The sequence below is a fragment of the Nonomuraea diastatica genome (genome assembly GCF_004349015.1).
Classification (GTDB): domain Bacteria; phylum Actinomycetota; class Actinomycetes; order Streptosporangiales; family Streptosporangiaceae; genus Nonomuraea; species Nonomuraea diastatica.
Genome location: NZ_SMKP01000163.1, coordinates 1 through 25,361 on the forward strand (window position 1 = coordinate 1; position 25,361 = coordinate 25,361).

Sequence of the window (25,361 nt, forward strand, 5' to 3'; positions counted from 1 at the left end):
GCCCCTACGAGCCCCGCCGCCACGACGTGCGGTTCGGCGGGCTGACCACCCACAACTGCCAGCTGGTCGACGGCGACAACGGCGGCCCGTGGATGGTGCGCGCCCCGGGCAGCGGCCTCGTCGGCGTGACCTCCACGGGCCGGTCACACCACGGCGACAACGGCAGCACCACCGCCACGGCACTGGGCATCGACTCCTACGGCGCCATCGTCAAGGCGGCCGACCCGGACGGCGTGTACGACGGGCTGTCGATCAGCGCGGACGTGGCGGACGGGACGATCGAGCAGGGCGAGAGCACCACGGCCACCCTGACGGTCGCCATGAACGGGCTGAGCGGCGCGGCGGGCGTGCCCGTCAGCCTCTGGCTGCCGCGGGGGTTCCGCCTGGTGCCCGACACCGAGACCGGGTGCGAGGGGACGAGCGGCGAGGTGACCTGCACGATCGACACCATCTACCCGGGGCAGACGATGGAGCTCGGCCTGCGGATCGCGGCCGACGACGTCGCCCCCGGCAGGTACCGGTTCCGTGCGGCCGTCGAGCGCACCCACCTCAACCCCGACCCGCGCGGCACCGTCGCGCACTTCAGGATCCGCGTCCTTCGCTGACCGCACGCGAGCGTCGCCTCCCGGCGGCTCCGGAACCGGCCCGCCCTCATGCGGGGCCTCATTTGGGGGCGGGCTTGGCCCTGACGTGCATGCGCTCGCCCTGCGGGCCGAACAGAGCCAGCACCTCGGCGGGCTCGGAGTCCGGGTTGGCGAAGGCGTGCGGCGTCCGCGTGTCGAACTCGGCCGCCTCGCCCGGGGTGAGGATCACGTCGTGCCGTCCGAGCAGCAGGCGCAGCCGCCCCGACAGGACGTACAGCCACTCATAACCCTCATGGACCTGCTGCTCCAGGTCGGCGTTCGGCCAGTGCGGCGGGTAGATCTGCTTGAACGCCTGCAACCCGCCCGGCCGGCGGGTCAGCGGGATGTACGTCCTGCCTCCTTTGAGCTTGACCGGCCGCATGTGCACCCGCGGGTCGCCGGTGACGGGCGCGTCGATCAGCTCGTCGAGCTGCACCTGGTGGGCCGTGGCCAGCAGGAGCAGCAGCTCCAGCGTCGGCTTGCGCTGCCCGGCCTCCAGGCGCGACAGTGTGCTGACGGAGATGCCCGTGCTCGTGGACAGCTGCGCCAGCGTCACGCCGCGCTCCTGCCGCAACGCCCGCAGCCGCGGCCCCACCGCCTGGAGCACTTCGTCGAGTTCCATGGATCCACCTTGCCATTTCGGCAACGATATTTGTCAAATCCGTGCCCTGTCGCGGACAGTGGCCGCACCACATGGACAAGAGGAGCGGCAATGGACACGAGATATGACGTGGTCGTCGTCGGAGGCGGCGCCGCCGGGCTGAGCGGCGCGCTCACGCTGGCCAGGGCGCGGCGCAGGGTGCTGGTGATCGACGCGGGGCGGCCGCGCAACGCGCCCGCCGACGGTGTGCACGTCTACCTGGGGCGTGAGGGCGTGCCGCCGCACGACCTCCTCGCGGCGGGCCGCGAGGAGGTCGCCGGGTACGGAGGCGAGATCGTCCTGGGCACCGTCGAGACCGCCGAGCGTACCGGCGAGGGGTTCAGGCTCGTGCTCGCCGACGGGTCGCAGGTCGAGGCCGCCCGGCTGCTGGTGACCACCGGACTGGCCGACGAGTTGCCTGACGTGCCGGGGCTGGCCGAGCTGTGGGGCCGCGACGTGCTGCACTGCCCGTACTGCCACGGCTGGGAGGTACGCGGCCAGGCGATCGGCGTCGTGGCCACCAGCCCGCTCGCCGTGCACCAGGCCCTGCTGTGGCGGCAGTGGAGCGACGACGTGACCCTCTTCCGCCACACCGCGCCCGAGTTCGGCGAGGAGGAGGCCGAGCAGCTCGTCGCCAGGGGCATCACGGTGGTGGAAGGACGTATCACCGGGCTGCGGCTGACCGGCGGCCGGCTCAGCGGCGTGCGGGTGAACGGCACGGTCGTGCCACGCCGGGCCCTCGCCGTCGCGACCCGGCTCACCGCGCGCTCCGGCCTGCTCGCCGGGCTGGGGCTGGACACGGCCGAGCAGGAGATGGCCGGGCACGTGATCGGCACCTACGTCCCCGCCGACCCGGCGGGTGCGACCAGCGTGCCCGGCGTGTGGGTGGCAGGGAACGTGACCAACCTGGTCGAGCAGGTCATCGGCTCGGCGGCGGCGGGCGTGCGCGCGGGCGCGGCCATCAACGCCGACCTGATCGCCGAGGAGACCCGCCAGGCCGTCGCCGTCCTCCGGGCGCACGCGGGCGGCCAGGTCTCCCCGGAGGAGTTCTGGGACGCCTTCTACACCGAGCGCCCGCAGATCTGGAGCGGGAAGCCCAACGTCATGCTCGTGCGCGAGGCCACGGACCTGGAGCCGGGCCGGGCACTCGACCTGGGGAGCGGCGAGGGCGCGGACGCGATCTGGCTCGCGGAGCGGGGCTGGCGGGTGACCGCCACCGACATCTCCCGCGTCGCGCTCGACCGGGCCGCCGCGCACGCCAAGACCGCGGAGGTGGCCGACCGCATCGACTGGCAGCGGCACGACCTGGGCAGCACGTTCCCCGACGGGCACTACGACCTGGTCTCGGCCTCGTTCCTGCACTCGAAGGGCGAGCTGCCGCGCGAGAAGATCCTGCGCTCCGCGGCGGCGGCCGTCGCGCCCGGCGGGGTGCTGCTCGTCCTCGGGCACGGCGGCTGGCCGAGCTGGGAGCACGACCCGATGCCCGACGTGCACTTCCCGACGACGCAGGACGTGCTCGACGCGCTCGACCTGCCGGAGGGGGAGTGGGAGGTGCTGCGCAGCGAGGAGTACGAGCGCAGCCAGCACGACCCCGAAGGCCGGCCGGGCACCCGTACCGACAACGTGCTGAAGATCCGCCGCCTGCCCTAGGGCCGTCATTGACGGGGCCGCTGATCCCTGATCTTCTGATCACGCGGCTCCGTCCCCCGCGGCCGTTTCGTGCGGAGGTGGTGTTCTATGCGGCGGTTGTCCCGCGCCATGGCCACGCTGGTCCTGACGGTCGCGGCGCTCGCGTCGCCGGCGGTCCCGGCTCACGCGGGCGCGTGCGCGGCGAGCCTGCCCCACCCCGACGGCCATGGCATCACCTGCGTACGCGTGGAGCGGAGCCCGCAGCCCGACGGTTCCGAGCTGCGCGACGTCACCATGACCTCGACGGCGATCTTCCAGGCGGCCGGCGGGACCCCCGAAATCTCCCCGCTCGCCCGCGAGATCACCGTGCGGATCTACCTGCCCCCGGACCACGACCCCGCCGGCGGCACCCGCTACCGCTCGCTCTACCTCATCAACGGCGGCGGCGACAACTACGACGAGTGGACCACGAAGGCCGATCTCGTGTCGCTGATCGCCTCGGTGCCCGGCCGCCCGTTCGACGGCATCCTGGTGATGCCCACGGGCGGCATGACGGGCTGGTACGCGGACTGGGCCGGTCGCACTGACGGAAACTTCGCGCCGAAGTGGGAGACGTACCATATTTCCCAGCTCATCCCGTGGATCGACGCCAACTTCCCCACGATCGCCGACCGCTCGGGCCGCGGGCTGGCGGGCCTGTCGATGGGCGGCTACGGCACGCTGCGGTACGCCGCCGCGCACCCCGGCGTCTTCTCCGTCATCGGCGCCTTCTCTCCCGGCATCGACCTGCGGGCCAAGCCGGCCCAGCGTACGGTGTCCGACTCGATGTGGCAGTCGGGAGCCGCGATCACGCTTCTCGACCTGGGCAAATACCGGGTGAACAAGTACAAGGACGGCGTCCTCGTCGTCGACCAGCAGGAGCAGTTGCTCTACCGGCTCGACACCCTGTTCGGGCCGCACACCACCACCGCCGGGCCGGACGGGCAGACGGTCCACGACTGGCCGTCGGCCAACCCGGCCGTGCTCGCCACGCAGGGTGCATACGCCCCGTACGACGGCAGGCTCGGCCTCTACGCGGGCGGCTGCAAGACCCTGCCCCGCGACTCCTCCGGCCGGTACGTGCTCGGCGACGGTGACGACCCCGCGCCGCCCGAATGCGGCTACAGCACCACGTCACCGGAGAACACCGAGGCCAGGGGGGTCAACGAGGCCATTCTCGGCTCCCACGCCAGCGCCTTCCACACCAGCCTGACCGGCCTGGGAGTGCGCCACCGCTACTGCTACGGCACCGGCGGCCACGACTGGGGCTCCTGGCCCGCCGTCCTGGTCGACTTCCTCCAGGACGCCTACGGCACTGCCCCGGCCCGCTGCCCCAACGCCTGAGGACGGCGGGCCCGGCTGACTCGCCGTCGTTCGGGGGCGACGTCGACCGGCCATACGTCGTCACGGAACGCTCCGCGCCCGGAAATCTACACTGTAAAGGCGCCGGGCTCGGCGCCGTACGCGGTGCCCTTGCCGGAAAGCCGCACCGGCGGCGCGGCGGCCGGCACGAAGGCCGACTGTCCAGGCCGCAACGTGAGGCCGTCGCCGAGGTGGGTCTCGCCGTCGAGGCAGAGCACGATCCGCGGTACGCCGCCGGGCAGGGTGTGGGCGGCCTGGCCGGTCAGGTCGTAGCGGGTGAGCGCGAACTCGGGGGCGGGCGGCCGGTAGCGGTGCTCGCCGGCGGGGTCGTGCCCGGGGCGGACGACGTGCGGGGCGGCCGGCGTGAAGTCGACGACGCGCATGAGTTCGGGGACGTCGACGTGCTTGGTGGTGAGGCCGCAGCGCAGCACGTTGTCGGAGTTGGCCATGATCTCCACGCCGATGCCGCCGAGGTAGGCGTGGGGAACCCCGGCGCCGAGGTAGAGCGCCTGGCCGGGGGGCAGGTCGACGTGGTGGAGGAGGAGGGCGGCCACGATGCCGGGGTCGCCGGGGCAGGCGCGGGCGATGCCGGCGTAGGGGGCGAGGTCATCGTCCCCGGTGTCGGGCGCGATGTCCAGCAGGGCGCGCTCGACCTGGGCGCGCAGCGGCCGGGACGCGTCGTCGAGCATCTGGGCGAACACCGTGCGCAGGGCGGTCTCGGGCTCGCCGGAGCGGAGCGTGTCGATCCAGGGCCGCAGGTCCGGCAGGCGCAGGCGGTCGAGCAGCTCGGCGGTGGCGGCGGGGGCGCGGAACCCGCACAGGCCGTGGAAGGGGGTGACGGCGCAGACCATCTCGGGTTTGTGCGAGGCGTCCTTGTAGGTGCGGGTGGCGTCGTCGAGGGGGAGGCCGCGGGCGTTCTCGTCGGCGAACCCGGCTTCGGCCTGCGCGGTGGTGGGGTGGACCTGGAGGGAGAGCGGCCGCTCGATGGCGAGGACCTTCAGCAGGTAGGGGAGCGCGGGCCCGAACCGGGCGGTGGTGCGCTCGCCGAGGGTGGCGACGGGGTCGGTGGCGATGAGGTCGTTGAGGGGGATGCCGTCGACGGTCGAGGGGGCGCCGGGGTGGGCGCCCATCCAGAGTTCGGCCTGCGGCCGGCCGGTGGGTTCCGTCCCGAACAGCTCGGGGAGGGCGGTGACCGAGCCCCAGTCGTAGGGGCGGATGGTGGTGGCCAGGCGCATGGGCGCGTCGGTCGGTGGCAGGTCGGTCTGTGGCACGGCGTCGGCTCCAATCGTCGTTCATGGAGCGTAGAACGCGATCGGTGGGCGTGAGCACTCAGGTGCCGTGTTGCGGAGGCTCGCGCGCGGGCGGTGCGTCGGGCCCGCCGGCGGGCCACTGCGCGGGCGGTGGGCCGGGTCCGCGGGCGGGCCACTGCGCGCGGAGCGTCAGGTCCGCGGTGGGTCACTGTGCGCGTGGGCCCAGCAGGACGGGCATGGTGCGGGTGCTGTTGCCGAGCAGGGTGTCCAGCGGGCGCAGCTCCTCGGCCGGTACGGCGGGCGCGATCTCCGGGAACGCGTCGAAGAGCGCGGACAGCGCCACCTCGGCCTCGAGGCGGGCCAGTGGCGCGCCGAGGCAGAAGTGCGGGCCGTGTCCGAAGGACAGGTGGGTGGCCGGCGGGTCGGTGAGGTCGAACAGGTGCGCGTCCTCGCCGTACTGGTCAGGGTCGCGTCCCGCGGAGGCGAAGCAGGCCAGGACGGGTTCCCCCGCGCGCACGCGTACGCCGTCGATCTCGACGTCGCGCTGGGCGTAGCGCATGGGGAAGTAGGCGATCGGCGAGTCCCAGCGCAGGGTCTCCTCGACGGCCGCGCTGTAGGGGCATTTGCCCACGCGCAGCAGCTCGACCTGGTCGGGCACGTGGAGCAGGGCGCCGATGGCGTTGGTGATGAGGTTGACCGTGGTGACGTGGCCGGCGATGAACAGCAGCTCGATGGTGGCGAACAGCTCTTCGTTGGAGAGTCGGCCGCCGTCCTGCTCGCGCAGCGTGATCAGGTCGGTGATGAGGTCCTCGCCGGGGCTGTCGCGGCGCTCGTCGATGATCTGGCCGAGCAGCACGTGCAGGGCTTGGCGCAGGTCGGGTGTGTCGTCGAGGCTGCCGCCGACCTGCGCGACGGCGTCGGTGAGCTCGTGCAGTCTCTCCTGGTGCGCGGCCGGAATGCCGATCATGTCGGAGATGACGTCGCGGGGAAGCGGGTAGGCGAACTCCTTGCGCATGTCGACCGGCTGGTCGGGCGGCATCGCGGCGAGCCGGTCGATGAGTCCTGCGGTGAGCTCCTCGATCCTCGGGCGCAGCCTTTTCAGCCGGCGCGGCGTGAACGCGGCGGTCAGCGGGGCTCGCAGCCTGCGGTGTTCGTCGCCTTCCGCGTTGAGCATCGAGGTGTCGGTGACGATGCGGGTGATGGCCGTGCCCGGCGGGGCGCTGTCGCGGTCTTTCCAGTAGCGCAGTTCCCTGGACAGGTCCGGGTGGGTCAGCACGGCCAGCAGCGTGGAGTAGCGGGTGGCGGCCCAGGTGTGCACGCCTTCGGCGGTCACCGGGACGAGCGGTCCCGCCGCGCGCAGCCGGTCGTCGTCACCGTGCAGGTCGCGGGTGGCCGGGTCGATGATGAAGCGGTTGTCGTCTGTCATGGGTCATCCCGTTCGTCGTGGGCTGACCGCCAGCGCGGTCACGTCGAAGCCGGGGTCCTGGTCGAGGTAGAGGTCGCGGACCAGCTCGCCGGCGGCGGGTGCGTTGCACAGGCCGTGGCCGGAGAAGCCGGTGGCGTACAGGAAGGCCGGAGGGCCCGGCTGGTGGCCGATGAAGGCGGTGCGGTCGGGACTGGCGTCGCGCAGGCCGGTGACGGCGGTGTGCAGCGCGAGCTCCGCGAGGCTCGGGTAGACGTCGGCGACCCGGTCGGCCACGTCGCGCCGCCAGGCCTCCCGGTCGGGCCCCGGGTAGCCCATGCCGATCAGCATGCGGTCGTCGCGGACCCTGATGAGCAGGCCGGTGGCGGCGTGCAGGGTGACCGGGACGTCGGGTGTGCCGGGTGGCAGCGGGTCGGTGGTGAGCAGTTCCTGCTCGATCGGTTCGGTGAGCGGCAGGTCGACGCCCGCGCAGCGGACGAGCGAGGCCGACCAGGCGCCGGCGGCGCAGATGATCGCGTCGGCGCCGATCTCGCCGCTGGCCGTGCGTATGCGGCCGGCCTGCGCGTCGATGCCGGTGACCGGGCAGCCGGTACGCAGGACGGCGCCGGCCTTCTCGGCCGCTTGCGCGTAGGCGGTGACGATGGCCGTGGTGTCGGAGATGTAGGCCTGCGGCGAGTACGCGGCGGCCAGCAGCGGCGTGTCGTCACCGATGAGCGGGTTGCGCTCGCGTGCCTCCTCGGCGGTGATGAGGCGGACGTCGACGCCGGCGGCGTGCTGGGCGGGCAGGTCGGCCTGGAAGGCGGACAATTGCTCGGGCTCGGTGAACAGGACCAGGTAGCCGACCTGCCGCAGGGGCAGGTCGGTGCCGGGCCGGTCGGGGAAGGCCCGGTAGGCATGCAGGCTCCGTACGGCCAGCGCGGAGCTGACCGGGTTGCCGGCGAAGTAGGAGCGGACCACGTCGGCGGTGGCGCGGGAGGCGCCGGAGCCGAGCGTGCCGCGTTCGAGCAGGGTGACGTCGACGCCGGCTTCGGCCAGGTGGTAGGCGATCGACAGGCCGATGACGCCGCCGCCGACCACCACCACCCGGGATCCGCCGTTCACACCGGCTCCCGTACGGCGCGCAGGCTCTCGCCGGCCTGCCAGGGGAACAGGTGCAGGTTCCAGCCGCCCAGGCAGTTGCAGTAGAGCGCCATGTGGGCCATGACGGAGATGAAGTCCTCGTGGCTGTCGAGGCGTTCCAGGCCCGACAGGAGGCGCTGGGTGAAGTCCCACAGGGTGTCGAGGCCGCAGTAGCCGAGGAACTCGGCGGGTGTGGCGGCGAGCTGGCGGGTCATCTGGCGCAGCCACGGCATGGGCATGCCGTCGAGGGCGGCGCGGACGAGGCCGCCGTAGCAGCTGTAGCCGAGCGGGCGGGTCTCGCCGTTGACGAACAGGAGTGTGGTCAGGACGGTCTCGTAGCTGCCGGCGCCGGAGGGGATGCGCCCCTCGTGCAGGTCGACGAGCTCGCGGGGCGGGTCGAGCCAGATGCGCTGGGTTTCGGCGTGGACGTCCTTGACGAGTTCGTTGAGCTGCGGGTCGCCGATGGGCAGCCGGGGCAGGACGTGGCCGCCGTCCTCGCCGGCGCGGCGGACTTCGGCGATGACGGGTTCTTTGGTGGTGTAGACCGCGTTCCAGACGTCGCGGCCGGCCTGGATGAGGGCGTCGAGGTCCTCTTCCGCGACCTGGCCGACGGGGGTGGCGGTCATGGGCTCGGTGAGCTCGCCGTACTTGATGCCCAGGTGTTGCAGGCGCGAGCAGAACAGGGTGCCGTCGGGTACGGTGCGGCGGTCCACGCGGTATTCCGCGGGGGCGTGCAGCAGCGAGTGGACCGGGGCCACGTGGTAGAGGTGGTATCCCGCGACCAGGGCGTGTCCTTGCAGGCTGCGGTAGGGGAGCGCGTCCCACAGGCATTGGGCCAGGGCGGGGTTGCGCTCGTCGAGTTGGGCCGCCACGGTGATGCCGAGGCTGGGCCAGGTTATTTCCACACGCTTAGTCTCGTTCACAGTACGTCACTGTATCGTCGCATTTTGTGGCGAAACAGGGCGTGGTCAGGGTATTTACCCGGAGATGACCGCATCTGGGTGCTGTCCCAGCCGCGCTCCGGTCCGGGCGTCACCCCAGACCGAGCGCTCGTCCACGTACGGCCGCAGCAGCGCGGTGAGCCCCGGATCGCCCCGCTCCGCGAGCTCGTCGAGGGCGATCCTGCGGGCCACCCCCGCGATGACGTCGGCGACCTGGATCCGGGCGTCGAGGAACGACCCGGCCAGCCGCAGCCCGGCCAGCCGGCCGTCGAGGATCGCCCGCAGCCGGGCGATGCGCTCGTCGGTGAGCGTGGTCTGCCGGTCGTGCACGATCGAGAGGGGTTCGCCGTGCGACTTCCAGGCCGTACCAGCCCTTGTCGAGAATCGCCTTGTTGAGCGCGGATTTCGCCGCCGCGCCGTTGCGCAGGAACCGGCCCGGCCGGTCGGGGTCGGGCTTGGGCTTGACGGCGGCGCTCATGCCCTCGGTGTTCAGGTCTTCGATGACCACGTGCCCGTACCCGCGGGTGAGCCGGTGCGCGGCTTGGGCGTTGAAGTCAGCGCGCCGCCACCGGACCCGCCGCATGATCTGTCTCATCGCGGCCATGACCGTCCTAACCGCTTCGATCCCTTCGTCGTGCGGGCGAGCCTTCTTTGCAGCCGCAGGTAGCGTTCCGCTTCGCCGGGCGTTGAGGTATCCGGGGCCAGCCTTCCTGCCACGGTTTCTCTCCCCCGGGGGCTTCATTGAGGAGACACCGCCGGTTCCGGCGTGGCGGCGGTCGAAGAACTCCCCGTCCGAGGTCACGGCGGCCGGGACGACCCCCCGGTCCACACCCACCCACTGAGGGCACGCATGCTCCCGCCGCTCGGGAGTCCCGTCGTCGATGAGGAAGCTGATGAACCAGTGCTCGCCGTCCCGGGGACACGGTCGCGGACTTGACGGTCCCCCCGAGCGGGCGCGACATGCGAAAGCGCGCCCACCCGAATTCGGGCAGGAACACCCGTCCCCACTTGCGGGCGATCCGCTGCACGGGCAGGTGTTTGGCGGTGGGGAACCGAAACGAGGGCCGCCACTTCGCCTTCGACTTCCAGCGCACCTTGCCCGTGCCATGCTCACGGCACGCCTGATCCAGGTCCTTGAGGGCCTGCTGGATCACCTGGGCGGGGGCGTCGGCGAGCCAGGCGCAGTACGGGTCCTTCTTCGCGTCGGTGAGTTGTCTGCACTGCTCGGCATGGGTGATCCACTCCCCTCGCCGCCGATAATCCCGCCGTTGTTCGAGGCCGGTATTCCACACGGCCCGGCAGATCCCGCCCGATCTCTCGGCGAACGCCTGCTGCCCGAAGGTGAACTCCAGACGGTATTTCCGGCCCGCCAACACTTCATGACACCCCCAGTCTCACCGACCTCTGATGCCCATGAGACCTCCCGCGTACGCGTAGGGTGCGGGGGGCGGGCCGTGCGGGATTCCGCACGGCGAACGGCGCACGGCACGGAGGGGCAGATGAGCCGGGACGGAAGCCGGGACCTGCTGGTACGGCAGGCACGGGAGGAGGCAGCCAGGGCGCGTACGGAATCCCTGCCCGCGCTGACCTTCGCCCTGTGGCGCCGCTACGCGGACACCGGCGACCGCCAGGCCTACGAGCGCGTCTACTTCGAGCGCCGTCGCCGCCTGGCCGCCCTCATGCTGGCCGCGCACCTGGACGACCGTCCCGACCCGGCGCTCGACGACCTGCTGTGGTCGGTGTGCGACGAGTACACCTGGGTGTTGCCGGCCCACGAGCCGCGAGACCGCCCGGTCAACGCGTTCGTCGACCTGTTCGCCGCCGAGACCGGCCATGCCCTGGCGGAGGCGGTGGACCTGCTCGGCGAGCACCTCGACTCCCGGGTGCGGGCCCGGGTGCGCGAGGAGGTGGAGCGCAGGGTCCTGCGCCCTCTCCAGGAAGGAGCGCCTCCCTTGTGGTGGGAGCAGGCCGGGCACAACTGGGCGGCCGTCTGCGCGGGCGCGGCCGGGATGGCGGCGCTGGCGCTGGACTCCGAGCACCTGCCGGCCCTCCTGCCCCGCCTGGAGCGGGCCCTGGAGTCGTTTCTGGCGGGCGTGGGCCCGGACGGCGCCTGCCTGGAGGGCCCCGACTACTGGTCCTATGGTTTCGGCTATTTCGTCTACTTCGCCGAGGCGCTGCGCGAGCGTACGGGCAGGGACCTGCTGGACGATCCCCACGTACGCGAGATGGCCGCCTACCCCGCCAGGGTCGACCTCGGCGGTGGTGTGCGCCCGGCCTTCGCCGACTCCTCCGGCATGGGCGCCTACCCGGCCGGCCTGCTGGACCGGCTGGCGGAACGCCTGGGCGTGCCCGTGCCGCAGGGGCGGGAGCCGTCGTTCCACGACGACCACTGCTACCGCTGGGCCCACCTGAGCCGCACCCTGTGGTGGACGGCGCGGACGCCGCGCACCCCGCCCGCGCGGCACGACCGCCTGCCGGACGCCGCGATCGTCGTCGCCAGGGCGGACGGCACGGCCTTCGCCGCCAAGGGCGGCCACAACGACGAGCCGCACAACCATCTCGATCTGGGCCACTTCGTCCTCCACGCCCACGGCAGGACGGTGCTGGACGACCTGGGCGCCCCCGAGTACACCCGCGACTACTTCGGCGCTGGCCGCTACGCGGTGCCGCAGGCCTCGGCGGAGTGGCACTCGATCCCGTTGATCGACGGCGCCGCGCAACGCCCCGGCCGTGACCGCCGCGCCGAGACCGTCCGGTACGCGGCCGGCCACGACACCGTGGAATGGACGCTGGACCTGACGGCCGCCTACGACGCGCCCCGGCTCATCCGCTTCACCCGCGCCTTCGCCTGGCGGCCCGGGCGGCTGGAGCTCACCGACACCTTCGCCTTCTCCGGAGGAGACTGCCCGGTGGCGGAGTTGTTCGTCGCCCGCCTGCGCCCCGAGGTGGGCCGCGGCGCCGTCGGCTGGGGGCCGGTCGTGCTGGAGATCCCGCCCCCGTGGCGAGCCCGGGCGGAGGAGCTGGAGGTACGCGGCCACGACGGCGTGCCGGAGACCGTGCACCGCGTACGCCTGACCGCCGCCGTCCCGTCCGGCCCGCATACCTTCGTCTTCACCGTGCGTTGACGGTCGCTGGAGCAAAGGAGCGAATCTGTAACTCGATATGTTGATAAATGCCCCCAAATGGGGAATACTCGGATCCGGAAGTCCAGCAGAGGGCTTCGACTCGCGCCTTGTGAGTGGTGTGCCTCTGCCTGGGCTTTTTCGCATGTGCAGGGGCTGCCATGATCTGACTTTTTGGAGCATCAGATGGCCGTCCTGATCGCACTCGAAGAGATGACCGCCGAGCAGCTGCTCACCGAGATGAACCGGCCCGAGACGCCGGAGCTGCGCAAGGTACGGATCCGTGAGCGGGTCGTGGTCATGTACGACGCTCTGGTGGGCGAGGTCACCCGCCGCTACCGCTACCGCGGCGAGCCGATGGAGGACCTGCGCCAGGCCGCGTACGTGGGCCTGATGAAGGCCATCAACGGATTCGACCCCACCCTGGGGCACGACTTCCGCGGCTACGCGATGATCACGATGGTCGGCGAGGTGAAGCGGCACTTCCGCGACCGCACGTGGGCCATCCGGGTGCCGCGGGTCTACCAGGAGCGCCGCCTGGAGCTCAACAAGGTGACCAGCGAGCTCACCCAGACCTTTGGCCGCGCCCCCACGGTCGCCGAGCTGGCCGGCAAGATGGGCATCTCGGAGGAGGACGTGCTGCTCGCCCTCGACGCGTCCGCCGCGTACAGCACCCTGTCGCTGGACGCGCCGGTCGGCGGCGAGGACGACGCGGCCGACCTGGGCGACTTCCTGCCCGCGCAGGACGACTCGCTCGACGACATGCTCGGCAAGCACGCGATCAAGCCGCTCATCGACGCGCTCCCCGACCGGGAGCGCAACATCCTGCTGATGCGGTTCTACGGCAACATGACCCAGTCCGAGATCGCCACGGAGTTCGGCATCTCGCAGATGCACGTCTCCCGCATCCTGCGCGCCGTGCTCACCAAGCTGCGCACCGCCCTGCAGGACTGATCGGCCCTGCTGAAGGGCCCTGCTGAAGGGCCCTTCAGCCCGGACCCGGCCGCCCGCGCCGGGAGGTGAGGTCACATGGCGGCGGTGGCGTGGATCTCGCCGGGAGTGTCCAGGTGGAAGGCGGCCGTGCGGCCGGCCGCCGACACCTCGTACGCGCCGAGGAACCCGGTGAAGCGCACCCTCCCCTCCGCGTCGGTGCGCAAGGTGGTGGGCGGGAACCACCAGTCGCCCTTGATGAGCGAGCGTGCCGCGTCATACGACGGCTTCGGGCTGCCGTCGGCGCGGACGAACCCGCCGGGCGCGCCGAGCCAGCCGCCGTCGGTCATCCCCCAGTACGTCATCGCCTCCACCGCCGGATGGGACAGCAGCGTGCGGTAGTGGCGGACGATCTCGCCGGCCTGGCGCTCCTCGCCCTCGGGGGTGCTCGGCCAGGCCGCCACCTGGTAATCGTTCAGGTCGGCGATGTGTTCCGGCATGAGCTCGCCGGACAGGATGGTGGTCTCGGTGAAGTGGAGGGGCAGGCCGTAGCGCGAGAAACGGTCGAGGACGGCGAGTGTCCGCTCCTCGCCCCAATAGCCCTGGTGCATGTGGCTCTGCAGGCCCAGCGCGTCGATGCGGATGCCGGCTTCCAGCAGGCCCTCGATCAGGCATTCGTACGCCGCCGACATGTCGAAGTCGTTGAGCAGCAGCGTGGCGTGCGGGTGGGCCTCGCGGGCGGCGTCGAAGGCCATCCTGACCATCGGGATGCGTCCCATCTCCCGGCACAGGCGGGTGACGCCGTTGTCGTACTTGTCGAAGATCGGCATGATGACGACCTCGTTGATGACATCCCACATATCGATAAGTCCTGAAAAGTCGCCCACCTCGCGCCGGATCCGGTCCACCTGCGCGCGGGCGATCTCCTCGTTCGACAGATCCGTCAGCCAGTCCGCCGTCACCGTGTGCCACACCAGCGGATGCCCCTTGACCGGGCACCCCCGCTCGCGGAACCACGCCGCGGCGTTCCGCAGCCGCTCCGTCCGCGGCCGCCCGCGCTCCTCCTCGAACTGCCCCCAGTAGAAGGGCAGCGTGACGAAGTTGAACAGTCCCAGCCAGTGCTCGGCCAGACGCTCTGCCCTGGCGGTGGCCCCATCGGTGAGCCCGTCGGTGAGCTCGCCGTTGGCGAGGGGGACGAGGTCGAACCCGGTGCACCCGAACAGGAACCGGTGCTCGCGCTGGACGACGACCACATCCCGATCCGGCTGCGGAACGCCGTCCAGGGTGACGGTGATCGCGGCATTCGCAGTACGGTTCTTCCTGATCGAGGCGTCAAGATTCGTCAATGTCACGACAACCTCACATCGCTCCGAAAGTTTCGGGAAAGTTGTTGCCGCACAACGACCGACACATCCAGTGGGCTCGGGCGTCGTACGCCGATTGGATCTGCAACATAGCAGTTGGAGGCGCTCTTGACAGTTTTCCGCGAGGCCCCTTATGTTGCCGCAATATTAAGCATATTTCCTTGAAAGTTTCGGCTTCACATACCGCAATCCGCGTGGGATGTTGCCGTTAGAAGCCCGAAGGGATGGCATGACGGGCCACGGACCGATCGAGACGAGCCCCACGCCGGACGACAGCACCCGATGGCGGGACCCAGGGCTGTCCCCCGGCGAGCGAGCCGAGGCCCTCATCCCGCTCATGACGCTGGAGGAGAAGGTCGCCCAGCTGGTCGGGGTGTGGGTCGGCGCCGACGCCTCGGGGGAGGGCGTCGCCCCGCACCAGACCGAGATGGCGGGCGGCGCCGAGTGGAGCACCGTCATCCGCCACGGACTCGGCCAGCTGACCAGGCCGTACGGCACCGCGCCCGTCGACCCCGTCGCCGGCGCCCGGTCGCTGGCCGCCTCCCAGGCCGAGATCGTGGCGACCAGCCGGTTCGGCATCCCGGCCCAGGTGCACGAGGAGTGCCTGACCGGGTTCGCCGCCTGGCGGGCGACCGTCTACCCGGCGCCGCTGAGCTGGGGCGCGACGTTCGACCCCGGGTTGATCGAGGAGATGGCGGGGCGGATCGGCCGCTCCCTGCGGGCCGCCGGCGTGCACCAGGGCCTGGCCCCGGTGCTCGACGTGACCCGCGACTACCGCTGGGGCCGCACCGAGGAGACGATCAGCGAGGACCCCTACCTGGTCGGCACCATCGGCGCGGCCTACGTGCGCGGAGTGGAGGGTGCCGGCGTGGTCGCCACGCTCAAGCACTTCGCCGGCTACTCCGCCTCGCGCGGCGGGCGCAACCTCGCCCCCGTTCCGATGGGCCGCAGGGAACTGGCCGACGTCGTCCTGCCGCCGTTCGAGATGGCGCTGCGCCTGGGCGGCGCCCGGTCGGTGATGAACTCCTACGCCGAGATCGACGGCGTTCCCGTGGCCGCCGACGACGGCCTGCTGACCGGGCTGCTGCGCGACGAGTGGGGCTTCACCGGCACGGTCGTCGCCGACTACTTCGCGATCCGGTTCCTGCAGAAACTGCACGGCGTGGCCGCCGACGCCGCCGAGGCGGCCGGGCTCGCCCTGCGCGCCGGCATCGACGTCGAACTGCCCACCGTCGACACGTTCGGCGAGCCGCTGATCGAGGCGGTGAAGGCGGGCGCGGTCGACGAGAAGCTCGTCGACCGCGCCCTGCGCAGGGTGCTGACGCAGAAGGCCGAGCTCGGCCTGCTCGACGAGGGCTGGCAGTGCCTGCCCGACGGCGCCGACCGGCTTCGCCTCGACGACCCCGAGAGCCAGGACATCGCCCTGCGGCTGGCCCGCGAGTCGGTCGTGCTGCTGCGCAACACCGGGGGGATCCTGCCGCTGGCGCCCGGCCGGCGGGTGGCCCTCGTGGGACCGGTCGCCGACGACCCGATGGCGATGCTCGGCTGCTACGCCTTCCCCGCGCACGTGGGCGCCCACCCCGAGCACGGGCTCGGGCTGGAGATCCCGTCGCTGCGCGACGCGCTCGGCGCGCTGGTCCCCGGCCTCGCCTACGCGCCCGGCTGCGACATCACCGGCGACGACACCTCCGGCATCGCGGCCGCCGCCACCGCGGCCGCCGCGAGCGACGTGTGCGTGCTGGCCGTCGGCGACCGGGCCGGGCTGTTCGGCCGCGGCACCTCCGGCGAGGGCTGCGACGCCACCGACCTGCGCCTGCCGGGCGTCCAGTCCGAGCTCGTCAGGGCCGTGCTCGCCACCGGCACCCCCGTGGTCCTCGTGCTGCTGGCCGGGCGGCCGTACGCGCTGGGCGAGGAGGTGGACGACGCCGCCGTCATCGTGTACGCCTTCTTCCCCGGCCAGCGCGGCGGCCAGGCGCTGGCCGAGGTGATCACCGGCGCGGTGAACCCGTCGGGGCGGCTGCCCGTCAGCGTGCCGCGCGACGCGGGCGGCCTGCCGGCCACCTACCTGTCGCCGTGGCTGGGCCGGCGCTCCCAGGTGTCGTCCGTCGACCCCACCCCCGCCTTCCCGTTCGGCCACGGGCTGGGCTACACCACGTTCGAATGGAGCGACGTGACGAAGCTCGCGGAGCCCGGCGAGCCCGCTGAGCCGGCTGACTGGCCGGTCGACGGCGAGGTGAGCGTCGCGGTCACCGTCCGCAACGCCGGGCCGCGGCCCGGCACCGAGGTCGTCCAGCTCTACCTGCACGATCCGGTCGCGCAGACCACGCGGCCGGTGGTCCGCCTGGTCGGCCACACCCGCGTGCCGCTGGAGCCGGGCGAGGCCGCCCGCGTGACGTTCGACGTGCCGGCGGACGTCACCTCGTTCACCGGCGTGCGCGGCCGGCGCATCGTCGAGCCGGGCGAGGTCGAGCTGCGCTTCGCGCGGTCGAGCGCCGACGTGGTCGCGGCCGTGCCGCTGCGCCTGACCGGCGACGTGCGCGAGACCGGCCACGAGCGGCGGATGCGGCCACGGGCGCGGATCGAGCGCATCGCACCGGAGGACAGAGGATGAGCAACACCCCCACGACCATGAACCCGCCACCGGACACCAGCGAGACCCGGCCCGCCACCCGCCGCCGGCGGCGGCCCGCCGGCTCCTCGTCCTCCTGGAGCGGGGCGTTCCGCCGCAACTGGCAGTTGTATTCGCTGGCCATCCTCCCGCTGCTGTTCTTCGCCATCTTCCGGTACGCCCCCATGATCGGCAACGTGATCGCATTCCGGAAGTTCGAGCCCGGCGGCAGCGTGCTGGGCGAGGAATGGGTGGGCCTGCGCTACGTGAACCTGTTCCTGAACGACCCCACGTTCTGGAACGTCTTCACCAACACCGCGATCCTCGGGGGCCTGACCCTGCTGTTCTGCTTCCCGCTGCCCATCGTGCTGGCGCTGCTGCTCAACGAGGTCCGCAACCGCGGGCTGAAGCGGTTCCTGCAGTCGGTGTCCTACCTGCCGCACTTCCTGTCGATCGTGGTCGTGGCCGGCATCGTCATGCAGACGCTGGCCATCGACGGGCCGGTCAACCAGCTGGTGCGGGCGTTCGGCGACGATCCCGTCGCGTTCATGCAGAAACCCGAGTGGTTCCGGACGATCTACATCTCGTCGGAGATCTGGCAGACCGTCGGCTGGGGCACGATCCTCTACCTCGCCGCCCTCACCACCATCGACGAGCAGCTCTACGAGGCGGCCAGGATCGACGGCGCCGGCCGGTGGCGGCAGATCTGGCACGTCACCCTCCCGGGCATCCGGCCGACGGCGGTCACCCTGCTGATCCTCAACATCGGCACGTTCATGGCCGTCGGCTTCGAGAAGGTGCTCCTGCTCTACAACCCCCTGACCTATCCGACCGCCGACGTGATCTCCACGTACCTCTACCGGATGGGTGTGGAGTCCAGCAACTTCAGCTACGCCGCCGCGATCGGCCTGTTCGAGGCCATCATCGGGCTGACCCTGATCCTGTCGGCGAACCTGATCTCCCGTCGAGCAGTGGGGACGAGCCTGTGGTGACACTCGCCAAGAGCCGGGGCTACCGGGCCTTCCAGGTGGTCAACGCCGTCGTCCTGACCGGCGTGGTGGTCGTGACGCTCTATCCGTTCATCAACATCGTCGCCCGCTCCTTCAGCGAGGAACGGTACATCCTGTCGGGCGAGGTCAACCTCATCCCGCGCGGGTTCAACCTCACGACCTACCAGATCGTGGTCGCGGACCCGATGTTCTGGACGAACTACCGCAACACCGTGGTCTACACCGTCGTCGCCACCGCCATCGCGATGGTGCTGACCACCTGCTACGCGTACGTGCTGTCCAAGAGACACCTCAAGGGCAGGACGTTCCTCATCTGGGTCGCCGTCTTCACGATGTTCTTCAACGGCGGCCTCATCCCCAACTACGTGCTGGTCAACAGCCTCGGGCTGACGAACTCCATCTGGGCCATCGTGTTGCCCAACGCGATCAGCGTCTTCAACCTGCTGGTCATGAAGGCGTTCTTCGAGAACCTGCCGGGCGACCTGGAAGAGGCCGCCGCCATCGACGGGCTCAACACCTACGGCATCCTGGGGCGGATCGTGCTGCCACTGTCGAAGGCGGTCATCGCCACGATGGTGCTGTTCTACGCGGTCTCGTTCTGGAACTCGTGGTTCTCGGCGTTCCTCTACCTCAACAGAACGGAGTTGTTCCCGGTCACCGTCTATCTGCGCAACATCATCGCGGGCGCCACCGGCGCCGAGAACGCCGGCGCCGGCGCGGCGGACCTCACGCAGGTCGCGGCCAACATCCAGTCGGTGACGATCATGCTCACCGTGCTGCCCATCCTCGCGGTCTACCCCTTCGTCCAGCGGTACTTCGTCTCCGGAGTCATGCTCGGCGCGGTCAAGGGTTAGCCTCCTCACGCCTCCTACAACCCCCCGGACACGGCAAAGGAAACCCAATGCGCGAACTATCACGGCGGCAGGCGATCATCGGCTTGGGTGCGTTCACCCTCGTCCTCGCCGGCTGCGGCGAGGACGAAGCCCCGAAGCAGGCCGCCCAGTCCGCGAACAAGGCGGGCGCGATGGCCAACTACGGTGTCAACCAGCAGTTCAAGGCCACCGAGCCGCTGTCGTTCGACGTGCTCTACAACAACCACCCGTTCTACCCGCTGAAGAACGACTGGCTGTTCTGGGAAGAGCTGACCAAGCGCACGAACGTGACGTTCAAGCCGGTCGCGGTACCGCTGAGCGACTACGAGAAGAAGCGCAGCCTGATGATCGGCGCAGGGGACGCCCCGCTCATCATCCCGAAGACGTACCACCCGCAGGAGGAGGCATTCGTGGCCTCGGGCGCGGTCCTGCCGGTCAGCGAGTACTTCGACCTGATGCCGAACTTCAAGGACAAGGTCGCCAAGTGGAAGATGGAGCCGGAGCTCGACACGCTCCGGCAGGCCGACGGCCGCATCTACCTGCTGCCCGGCCTGCACGAGAACGTCTGGGTCGACTACACCCTCGCGGTCCGGATGGACATCCTGGAGGAGCTCGACCTGGAGGTCCCGACGACCTGGGACGAGCTCTACACCGTGCTCAAGGCCATGAAGGCGAAATACCCCGATCTCTACCCGATGACCGACCGGTTCGGCATTCCCACGCCCGGCGGCAACCTGCTCAAGCTCGTCGCCCAGGCCTACGGCGCCAAGGGCGGCTGGGAGTACCAGCACGCCTTCTGGGACGCCACCGCCGGCAAGTTCGTCTACACCGGCGCCATGCCGCAGTACAAGCAGATGATCGAATACCTGCACAAGCTGGTGAAGGAGAAGCTGCTCGACCCCGAAGCCTTCACCCAGCAGGACGAGCAGGCCGACCAGAAGCTCATCTCCGGCAAGTCGTTCGTGATCAGCTGTAACGCGCAGACTCTGGTCAACGAGTTCCGTGGCGCGCTCACGAAGGCCAACCCCGACGCCAAGATCGCCAAGATCCCGGTGCCCATGGGCCCCGTCGGCGACCACAAGATCGGCACCCGGCTCGAGAACGGCGTCATGATCTCCAAGAAGGCGCTGGAGAACAAGAACTTCGTCGCCATGATGCAGTTCGTCGACTGGCTCTGGTACTCCGACCAGGGCCTGGAGTTCGCCAAGTGGGGCGTCGAAGGCACGACGCACACCAAGGACGCCTCCGGCGGCTACAAGCTGGCCGACGACGTCGACTTCGTCGGGCTCAACCCCGACGCCTCCAAGCACCTGCAGAAGGACTTCGGCTTCTCCAACGGCGTGTTCGCCTACGGCGGCCCCACCAAGCTGCTGGAGTCCACCTTCTCTGAGGAGGAGCTGGAGTTCCAGAAGGTGATGAACGCCAGGAAGGCCTGGCCGGTCGATCCGCCCCACCCGTTGAAGGAAGAGGAGCGCGAGCAGGCCACGCTGTGGGAGACGCCGCTGAAGGACTTCGTCACCCAGCAGACGCTCAAGTTCATCCTCGGCGAGCGCGACCTCAGCGAGTGGGACGCCTACGTCAAGGAGCTGGAGGGCAATAACATGGCGTCCTACATCAACCTGGTCAACACGGCCTACGAACGGTTCAAGAAGGAACACGGCTGAGTGGAGCCCTCCCGATGAGCGACGCGCCCGCGGAGCGGCGGTTCGGCACGGGGCCGCTCTCGCGCGTCGCCGCGCTGGTCTACACCCTGCTGATCGTCGAGCTGTTGTTCCTGGTCACCGCCGCGCCCGGGCTGGCGGCGCTCGTCCTGCTCGACCGCGACGCCGGCAACATCCCGCTGGCCGCGCTGTGCGCGCTGCCCGCCGGGCCGGCGCTGTCCGCCGCCCTCTACGCGCTGCGCCACCGCCGGTCCGACCTGACGGATCTGCGTCCCGCGGCGGCGTTCTGGCGCGGTTACCGGGGCAACGTCGCGGGGGTCATGAAGATCTGGGCGCCGTGGCTGGCGGGGCTGGCCATCGTGGGGACGAACCTGGCGAACTTCGCCGCCGCGGGCGTCCCCGGCTGGTGGGCGGTGCTGCTCGTCGCCGTCGCCGTGGCGGCGTCGCTCTGGGCCGCCGCCGCGCTGGTGATCACCTCGCTGTTCGCGTTCCGGGCGGCCGACGTCGCCCGGCTGGCGTCCTACTCGCTCGTGCGGTTCCCCGGCGTGACCGTGAGCAACCTCTGCCTCCTCGTGGTGGCGGCCGGCCTCACGCTGGTCGCCACCGAGGCGGCGGTGACCCTCCTGGCCGTCGTGTTCGCGGCGGCGCTGCTGCGCAACAGCCGCCCGATGATCGACGAGATCAGGGAGAGGTTCACCGCCTGACGCGCCGCCGCCTGCGCCTTCCTGCCGTCCGGCGGGCGCGCCGCCGCGTCACGGGATGTGCCGGCCCCGGGCGTCGGGCACCCCTGACTTGCGGAAGAAGTAGGCGTTGATCTGGTCGCGCCACTCCTCCGCGCAGCGCAGCTGCTCGTCGAGGAGCTCCATCACCCGCGCGTGCAGCGCCGGGTCCCCGGGCTCCGCCCGCTCCCAGAGCCGCCGGCTCTCGGCCGCCTCCTCGACCCCGGCGAAATGGGTGTCGTAGATGTGCTGGATGACCGTGGTGCCGTCGTGCAGCACGTGCCCGTACGGGACGTGGTGGAAGAAGAGCAGCAACTCGTCGGGGCAGGTGCCGAGCGACTCGTAGACGTCCGACCACGGCTGCGGGTACTGGCCGGTGAACCCGGTGCCGGAGGCGCGGGTGCGGTCGACGCCGACGCCGTCGCGGTCGGCGAAATGGTAGGTGCCCCACGGCGTGTACTCGTAGCCGTCCACGTCGGGGCCGTAGTGGTGCCCGGGACGGACCATGAATCCGACGCCCAGCGGCGCCGTGTAACGCTCGTAGGTCCGCCAGGAGCCGTCCATCATCGCGTGCAGCGTGCGCCGTAGCGGCCCGGGATCACCGCCCGCCGCCGGCGCGAACGTGAGGTCGATCCACTCGTCGAGGACGGCGGCGGGCTCCAGCCGCGGGTCCCAGGCCAGGCGGCCGAAGGCGTACAGGTTGGCCTGGGCGAGAGGGTGGCCCGTCCAGTAGAAGTCGTCGCCGACGTTGGAGACCGCGACCAGGCCGCCGCCGTCGCCCGACTCGCCGGCGGCGACGTCGGCCACGGTGCGCCCGCTCCCGTCCCCGCTCCCGTCCGTGTCCCTGCCCCACGGGCCGAACCCGAGCATCTCCTTCCACATCGGCGCGAGATAGCACACGTGCCGCTGCTGGCCGGTGTACTCCTGCGTCACCTGCAGCTCCACCGCCAGCCGGGTGGACGGCATGGCCGCGATCACCGGCGACACCGGCTCGCGCGTCTGGAAGTCCATCGGGCCGTGCTTCACCTGCAGGATCGCGTTGTCCCTGAACCGCCCGTCGAGCGGCGCGAAATGGTCGTGGGCCGCCCGGGCGCGATCGGTCGACCGGTCGCGCCAGTCCTGCCGGTGGTTGTAGACGAAGGCCCGCCAGTGCACGACCCCGCCGAACGGGGCCAGGGCGTCGGCGAGCGTGTTCGCGCCGTCGGCGTGGCTGCGCCCGTACGCGAACGGGCCCGGCTGCCCTTCCGAGTCGGCCTTGACCACGTACCCGCCGAAGTCGGGGATGGTGGCGTATACGTGCTCGGTGGTGCGCGCCCACCACTCCCGCACCCGCTCGTCGAGCGGGTCGGCGGTGGGCAGCCCGCCGAGCCTCATCGGCGAGGCGAAGGTGACCGACAGGTGCACCCGGATCCCGTACGGGCGCACCTCGTCGGCGATGGCGGCCACGTCGCCGAGCCGGTCGGTCAGGAGGTGGGCCTCCGTGGCGTGCACGTTGACGTTGTTCACCGTGATGGCGTTCACGCCGGTCGCGGCCAGCAGCCGCGCGTAGGCCCGTACCCTGGCCAGGTCGCCGCGAGGGCCGCCGTCCTGCCAGAAGATCGACCCGCCGGAATAGCCGCGCTCGACCTGGCCCATCACCGGATGTACGTCGATGTTGTCCCAGTGGTCGAGCATGCGCCGGCGGGCCGCGGGCCGGTGCGGCTCGGCGGGGCGCTCGCCCGTGAACGCCTCCTCGCCCAGCCTGACCACGTGGAACAGCCCGTAGAGCAGGCCGGCCGGATCGTCGGCCAGCACGACGGTGACGCCGTCGCGGCGGGCGAGCAGGTAGCCCTCCTCGCCGATGGCGGATCCGCCCTGCCCGGCCAGGACCTCCCGCGCGGCGGCCGCCACGGAGGGGGCCGCCGAGGGAGCCGCCAAGGGAGCCGCAGTGGAGAGCGCGAGCACGAGGCCGGGGGATCCCGTCGCGTCCTGCTCGAGGGCGCCGCCGTGCCGGGCGCAGGCCTGCTCGACCTCCGCCCGCACGGTGCCGGTGAGGAGCCCGTCGCCGAGCACGAGGACGCGGCGCGCACCGACCGCGCGGAACGCGGCGGGGGGAAGCCACGCGGGATGGACGTCATTCAGGTCGGGAATGCTCACGTGATCCTCTGGTCCGCTCAACGATGGGCTGATCCGTCGTGAATCTACCGAAAACGGATCACGTGGGACCCGGTCAGGTCAGGCCGCGCCGGTGAACGGCGTGGGCCGCGGCCGCAGCGCTGCCGGGACGTGCCCCTGGACGTGCGGCCCCGGCTGAGCGCCTACCTGGCCAGCAGGTCCCGCAGGGCCCTGGTCACCTCCGCCGGGGCCTCCTCCGCCATGAAGTGCCCGCACGACACCGTCTCGTGCACCAGGTCCGGCGCCCACGCCCGCCACCGGTCGGCGGCGTCGAAGCCGAGCGCGGCCCCCCAGTCCTGCTGCAGCACCGTCACCGGCATCCGCAGCCGGTTGCCCGCCCGCCGGTCGGCCAGGTCGTGCTCGACGTCGATGGTGGCCGAGGCCCGGTAGTCCGCCACGATCGAGGGGACCGCCTCGCGCGACGCCCTCAGGTACGCGGCGCGCACGTCCGCCGGGATCGCCTCCGGGTCGTTCGTCCAGGCATCCAGAAAATGGCCGAAGAACGTGTCCGCCGAGGCACCGATCATGACCTCGGGCAGGCCCGGCGGCTGGGCCATCAGATAGAGGTGGAAGCCGACGGCGGCCGAGACGCCGTGCATCACGTCCCACGTGTCGAGCGTCGGCAGCACGTCCAGCGCGGCCAGGTGGGTGATCGCCCCGGGATGGTCGAGCCCGGCCCGGATGGCGACCAGGGCGCCCCGGTCGTGGCCGGCCAGCGCGAACCGCTCATGCCCGAGCGCCCTGGCCAGGGCGACGATGTCGGCGGCCATGGTGCGCTTGGCATACCGGTCTCCGGTGCCCGCCGGCTTGTCGCTGCCGCCGTAACCGCGCAGATCGGGGCAGATGACCGTGTGATCGGCGGCCAGATCGGCGGCGACGTGCCGCCACATCAGGTGGGTCTGCGGAAAGCCGTGCAGCAGCACGACGGGGCGGCCCGAGCCGCCCACCGCGACGTTGAGCGCCACACCGTCGGCGACGATGACGCGCTGCTGGGCGAATGCGGTGATCTCCGGTGTCATCCCGGCCTTCCTCTCCTGGGTCCTGCCGTACGCCCCCAACCTGCCGCCCGCCGATCAGCACCCGATCAGCGCCGGCTCAGCCGGGCCCACCAGGGCGGATACAGTGGGTGCGATGGTGTGGATCGGGGTGCTGGGCCCGTTGGAGGCCGGCGACGAGCGCGGCCCGGCCGACCTCAAAGGCCCGCGGCACCGCGCCGTGCTGGCTCGGCTGCTGGTCGCCAGAGGCCGGGTCGTGCCGGTCGCCCGGCTCATCGACGACCTCTGGGAGTCTCCGGGGGAGGGCGCGCTGGGCGCCGTGCAGACCTTCGTCGGTGCGCTGCGCAAGGCCCTCGAGCCGGGCCGCCCGCCGCGCACGCCCGCCCGGCTGCTGGTCACGGCCGCGCCCGGCTACGCGCTGCGCGCCACTCCCGAGACCGTGGACGCCTGGCGCTTCGAGGAGGTCGTCACCACCTCCACCCGCCTGTTGTCCGCCGGCGAACCCGGCCAGGCCTGCCGTCTCCTCGGCGACGCCCTCGCGCTCTGGCGGGGGCCCGCCTACGCGGAGTTCGCCGAGCTGCCATGGGCCCGCGGGGAGGCGGCCCGGCTGGAAGAACTGCGGCTGCTGGCCGTCGAACGCCGGGCCGAGGCGGCCATGGCCTCGGGGCCCGCGGCCGAGCCGGTGCCCGATCTGGAGGCGCACGTGGCGTCCCACCCGCTGCGCGAGGACGGCTGGCGGCTGCTGGCCCTGGCCCTGTATCGCACGGGCCGTCAAGGCGACGCCCTCGCCACCCTCCGCCGTGCCCGCCATGTCCTGCGCGACGAGCTCGGTGTGGACCCCGGCCCCGGACTGCGCACCCTGGAGTCCGACATCCTCGCTCAAGCTCCCCACCTGACACC

21 protein-coding genes are annotated in these 25,361 nt (G+C 71.5%); 11 read left to right on the plus strand and 10 right to left on the minus strand.

All coding sequences use genetic code 11. The features are described 5' to 3' along the window. Positions 1-605: DUF11 domain-containing protein (locus E1294_RS53415; RefSeq protein ID WP_165977722.1), on the plus strand; the 605-nt coding region annotated here is incomplete at its 5' end. 58 nt (positions 606-663) lie between these two features. Here the strand turns inward: E1294_RS53415 and E1294_RS39525 are convergent. Further along, the gene (locus E1294_RS39525) at positions 664-1,245 is read right to left on the minus strand and encodes a helix-turn-helix domain-containing protein (protein ID WP_132516090.1); all 582 of its coding nucleotides are present in this window, start codon (positions 1,243-1,245) and stop codon (positions 664-666) included. 90 nt (positions 1,246-1,335) lie between these two features. Between E1294_RS39525 and E1294_RS57860 the strand changes: the two genes are divergently transcribed. After that, complete coding sequence (locus tag E1294_RS57860; RefSeq protein ID WP_132516091.1) at positions 1,336-2,913, plus strand: FAD-dependent oxidoreductase; 1,578 nt, start codon at positions 1,336-1,338, stop codon at positions 2,911-2,913. Positions 2,914-3,000: 87 nt separating this feature from the next. Beyond that, positions 3,001-4,275 carry an alpha/beta hydrolase gene (locus E1294_RS39535; protein WP_132516092.1) on the plus strand — a complete coding sequence of 425 codons (1,275 nt, stop codon included), beginning with the start codon at positions 3,001-3,003 and terminating at the stop codon, positions 4,273-4,275. Between the two features lie 86 nt (positions 4,276-4,361). Here the strand turns inward: E1294_RS39535 and manA are convergent, their stop codons facing one another. The 6 genes from manA to E1294_RS58445 form a co-directional block, all read right to left on the minus strand. Further along, positions 4,362-5,564 (minus strand): mannose-6-phosphate isomerase, class I, encoded by a 1,203-nt coding sequence (gene manA / locus E1294_RS39540; protein WP_342775132.1) that lies wholly within the window; start codon positions 5,562-5,564, stop codon positions 4,362-4,364. 184 nt (positions 5,565-5,748) lie between these two features. Beyond that, entirely contained in the window at positions 5,749-6,969 is a 1,221-nt protein-coding gene (locus E1294_RS39545) for a cytochrome P450 family protein (protein ID WP_132516093.1), read from the minus strand. Between the two features lie 3 nt (positions 6,970-6,972). Next, positions 6,973-8,067, minus strand: coding sequence for an NAD(P)/FAD-dependent oxidoreductase (locus tag E1294_RS39550; protein ID WP_165977723.1), 1,095 nt, complete (start codon positions 8,065-8,067; stop codon positions 6,973-6,975). Beyond that, a complete protein-coding gene (locus E1294_RS39555) occupies positions 8,064-9,008 on the minus strand; it encodes a cucumopine synthase-related protein (RefSeq protein WP_132516095.1) in 945 nt (314 codons plus the stop codon). The genes E1294_RS39550 and E1294_RS39555 overlap by 4 nt, the downstream gene beginning before the upstream one ends. Positions 9,009-9,062: 54 nt before the next feature. Beyond that, positions 9,063-9,356 (minus strand): hypothetical protein, encoded by a 294-nt coding sequence (locus tag E1294_RS39560; protein WP_132516096.1) that lies wholly within the window; start codon positions 9,354-9,356, stop codon positions 9,063-9,065. 281 nt (positions 9,357-9,637) lie between these two features. Further along, on the minus strand, positions 9,638-10,402 hold the full coding sequence (locus E1294_RS58445; protein ID WP_132516097.1) for a helix-turn-helix domain-containing protein: 765 nt from the start codon (positions 10,400-10,402) through the stop codon (positions 9,638-9,640). Between the two features lie 123 nt (positions 10,403-10,525). On the opposite strand from E1294_RS58445, the gene E1294_RS39570 reads away from it, so the two are divergent. Both E1294_RS39570 and E1294_RS39575 read left to right on the plus strand, forming a co-directional pair. Then, on the plus strand, positions 10,526-12,151 hold the full coding sequence (locus E1294_RS39570; RefSeq protein ID WP_132516098.1) for a heparinase II/III family protein: 1,626 nt from the start codon (positions 10,526-10,528) through the stop codon (positions 12,149-12,151). Positions 12,152-12,334: 183 nt separating this feature from the next. Next, on the plus strand, positions 12,335-13,102 hold the full coding sequence (locus E1294_RS39575; RefSeq protein ID WP_132516099.1) for a SigB/SigF/SigG family RNA polymerase sigma factor: 768 nt from the start codon (positions 12,335-12,337) through the stop codon (positions 13,100-13,102). 71 nt (positions 13,103-13,173) lie between these two features. On the opposite strand, the gene E1294_RS39580 is transcribed toward E1294_RS39575, so the two are convergent. Then, on the minus strand, positions 13,174-14,430 hold the full coding sequence (locus tag E1294_RS39580; RefSeq protein WP_132516100.1) for an endo-1,4-beta-xylanase: 1,257 nt from the start codon (positions 14,428-14,430) through the stop codon (positions 13,174-13,176). Between the two features lie 241 nt (positions 14,431-14,671). Between E1294_RS39580 and E1294_RS39585 the strand changes: the two genes are divergently transcribed. The 5 genes from E1294_RS39585 to E1294_RS39605 are packed head-to-tail and all read left to right on the plus strand — an operon-like array spanning position 14,672 to position 21,297. Beyond that, on the plus strand, positions 14,672-17,053 hold the full coding sequence (locus E1294_RS39585; RefSeq protein ID WP_132516101.1) for a beta-xylosidase/alpha-l-arabinosidase: 2,382 nt from the start codon (positions 14,672-14,674) through the stop codon (positions 17,051-17,053). After that, positions 17,050-18,042, plus strand: a complete 993-nt coding sequence (locus tag E1294_RS39590) for an ABC transporter permease (RefSeq protein ID WP_132516102.1) — start codon at positions 17,050-17,052, stop codon at positions 18,040-18,042. The genes E1294_RS39585 and E1294_RS39590 overlap by 4 nt, the downstream gene beginning before the upstream one ends. Then, entirely contained in the window at positions 18,039-18,914 is an 876-nt protein-coding gene (locus tag E1294_RS39595; RefSeq protein ID WP_246083622.1) for a carbohydrate ABC transporter permease, read from the plus strand. Before E1294_RS39590 ends, E1294_RS39595 begins: the two co-directional genes overlap by 4 nt. Positions 18,915-18,961: 47 nt before the next feature. After that, positions 18,962-20,596: an ABC transporter substrate-binding protein gene (locus E1294_RS39600; RefSeq protein ID WP_132516104.1), complete on the plus strand. Its 1,635-nt coding sequence runs from the start codon at positions 18,962-18,964 to the stop codon at positions 20,594-20,596. A 14-nt stretch (positions 20,597-20,610) separates the two neighbouring features. Next, complete coding sequence (locus E1294_RS39605; RefSeq protein WP_132516105.1) at positions 20,611-21,297, plus strand: YesL family protein; 687 nt, start codon at positions 20,611-20,613, stop codon at positions 21,295-21,297. Positions 21,298-21,345: 48 nt separating this feature from the next. On the opposite strand, the gene E1294_RS39610 is transcribed toward E1294_RS39605, so the two are convergent. Next, positions 21,346-23,448, minus strand: coding sequence for an alpha-glucuronidase (locus tag E1294_RS39610; protein WP_246083623.1), 2,103 nt, complete (start codon positions 23,446-23,448; stop codon positions 21,346-21,348). Between the two features lie 161 nt (positions 23,449-23,609). Beyond that, on the minus strand, positions 23,610-24,485 hold the full coding sequence (locus E1294_RS39615; RefSeq protein WP_132516106.1) for an alpha/beta fold hydrolase: 876 nt from the start codon (positions 24,483-24,485) through the stop codon (positions 23,610-23,612). Between the two features lie 112 nt (positions 24,486-24,597). Between E1294_RS39615 and E1294_RS39620 the strand changes: the two genes are divergently transcribed. Beyond that, positions 24,598-25,361, plus strand: a 764-nt coding sequence (locus tag E1294_RS39620; protein WP_165977725.1) for an AfsR/SARP family transcriptional regulator, incomplete at its 3' end; no start/stop codon positions are given.

Bases quoted from the DNA above. Each gene is read 5' to 3' on its own strand.
- E1294_RS39570 (WP_132516098.1), top strand. From the start codon at position 10,526: ATGAGCCGGGACGGAAGCCGGGACCTGCTGGTACGGCAGGCACGGGAG.
- E1294_RS39525 (WP_132516090.1), bottom strand. From the start codon at position 1,245: ATGGAACTCGACGAAGTGCTCCAGGCGGTGGGGCCGCGGCTGCGGGCG.
- E1294_RS39585 (WP_132516101.1), top strand. From the start codon at position 14,672: ATGACGGGCCACGGACCGATCGAGACGAGCCCCACGCCGGACGACAGC.
- E1294_RS39535 (WP_132516092.1), top strand. From the start codon at position 3,001: ATGCGGCGGTTGTCCCGCGCCATGGCCACGCTGGTCCTGACGGTCGCG.
- E1294_RS39605 (WP_132516105.1), top strand. From the start codon at position 20,611: ATGAGCGACGCGCCCGCGGAGCGGCGGTTCGGCACGGGGCCGCTCTCG.
- E1294_RS39545 (WP_132516093.1), bottom strand. From the start codon at position 6,969: ATGACAGACGACAACCGCTTCATCATCGACCCGGCCACCCGCGACCTG.
- E1294_RS39600 (WP_132516104.1), top strand. From the start codon at position 18,962: ATGCGCGAACTATCACGGCGGCAGGCGATCATCGGCTTGGGTGCGTTC.
- E1294_RS39590 (WP_132516102.1), top strand. From the start codon at position 17,050: ATGAGCAACACCCCCACGACCATGAACCCGCCACCGGACACCAGCGAG.
- E1294_RS39575 (WP_132516099.1), top strand. From the start codon at position 12,335: ATGGCCGTCCTGATCGCACTCGAAGAGATGACCGCCGAGCAGCTGCTC.
- E1294_RS57860 (WP_132516091.1), top strand. From the start codon at position 1,336: ATGGACACGAGATATGACGTGGTCGTCGTCGGAGGCGGCGCCGCCGGG.
- E1294_RS39615 (WP_132516106.1), bottom strand. From the start codon at position 24,485: ATGACACCGGAGATCACCGCATTCGCCCAGCAGCGCGTCATCGTCGCC.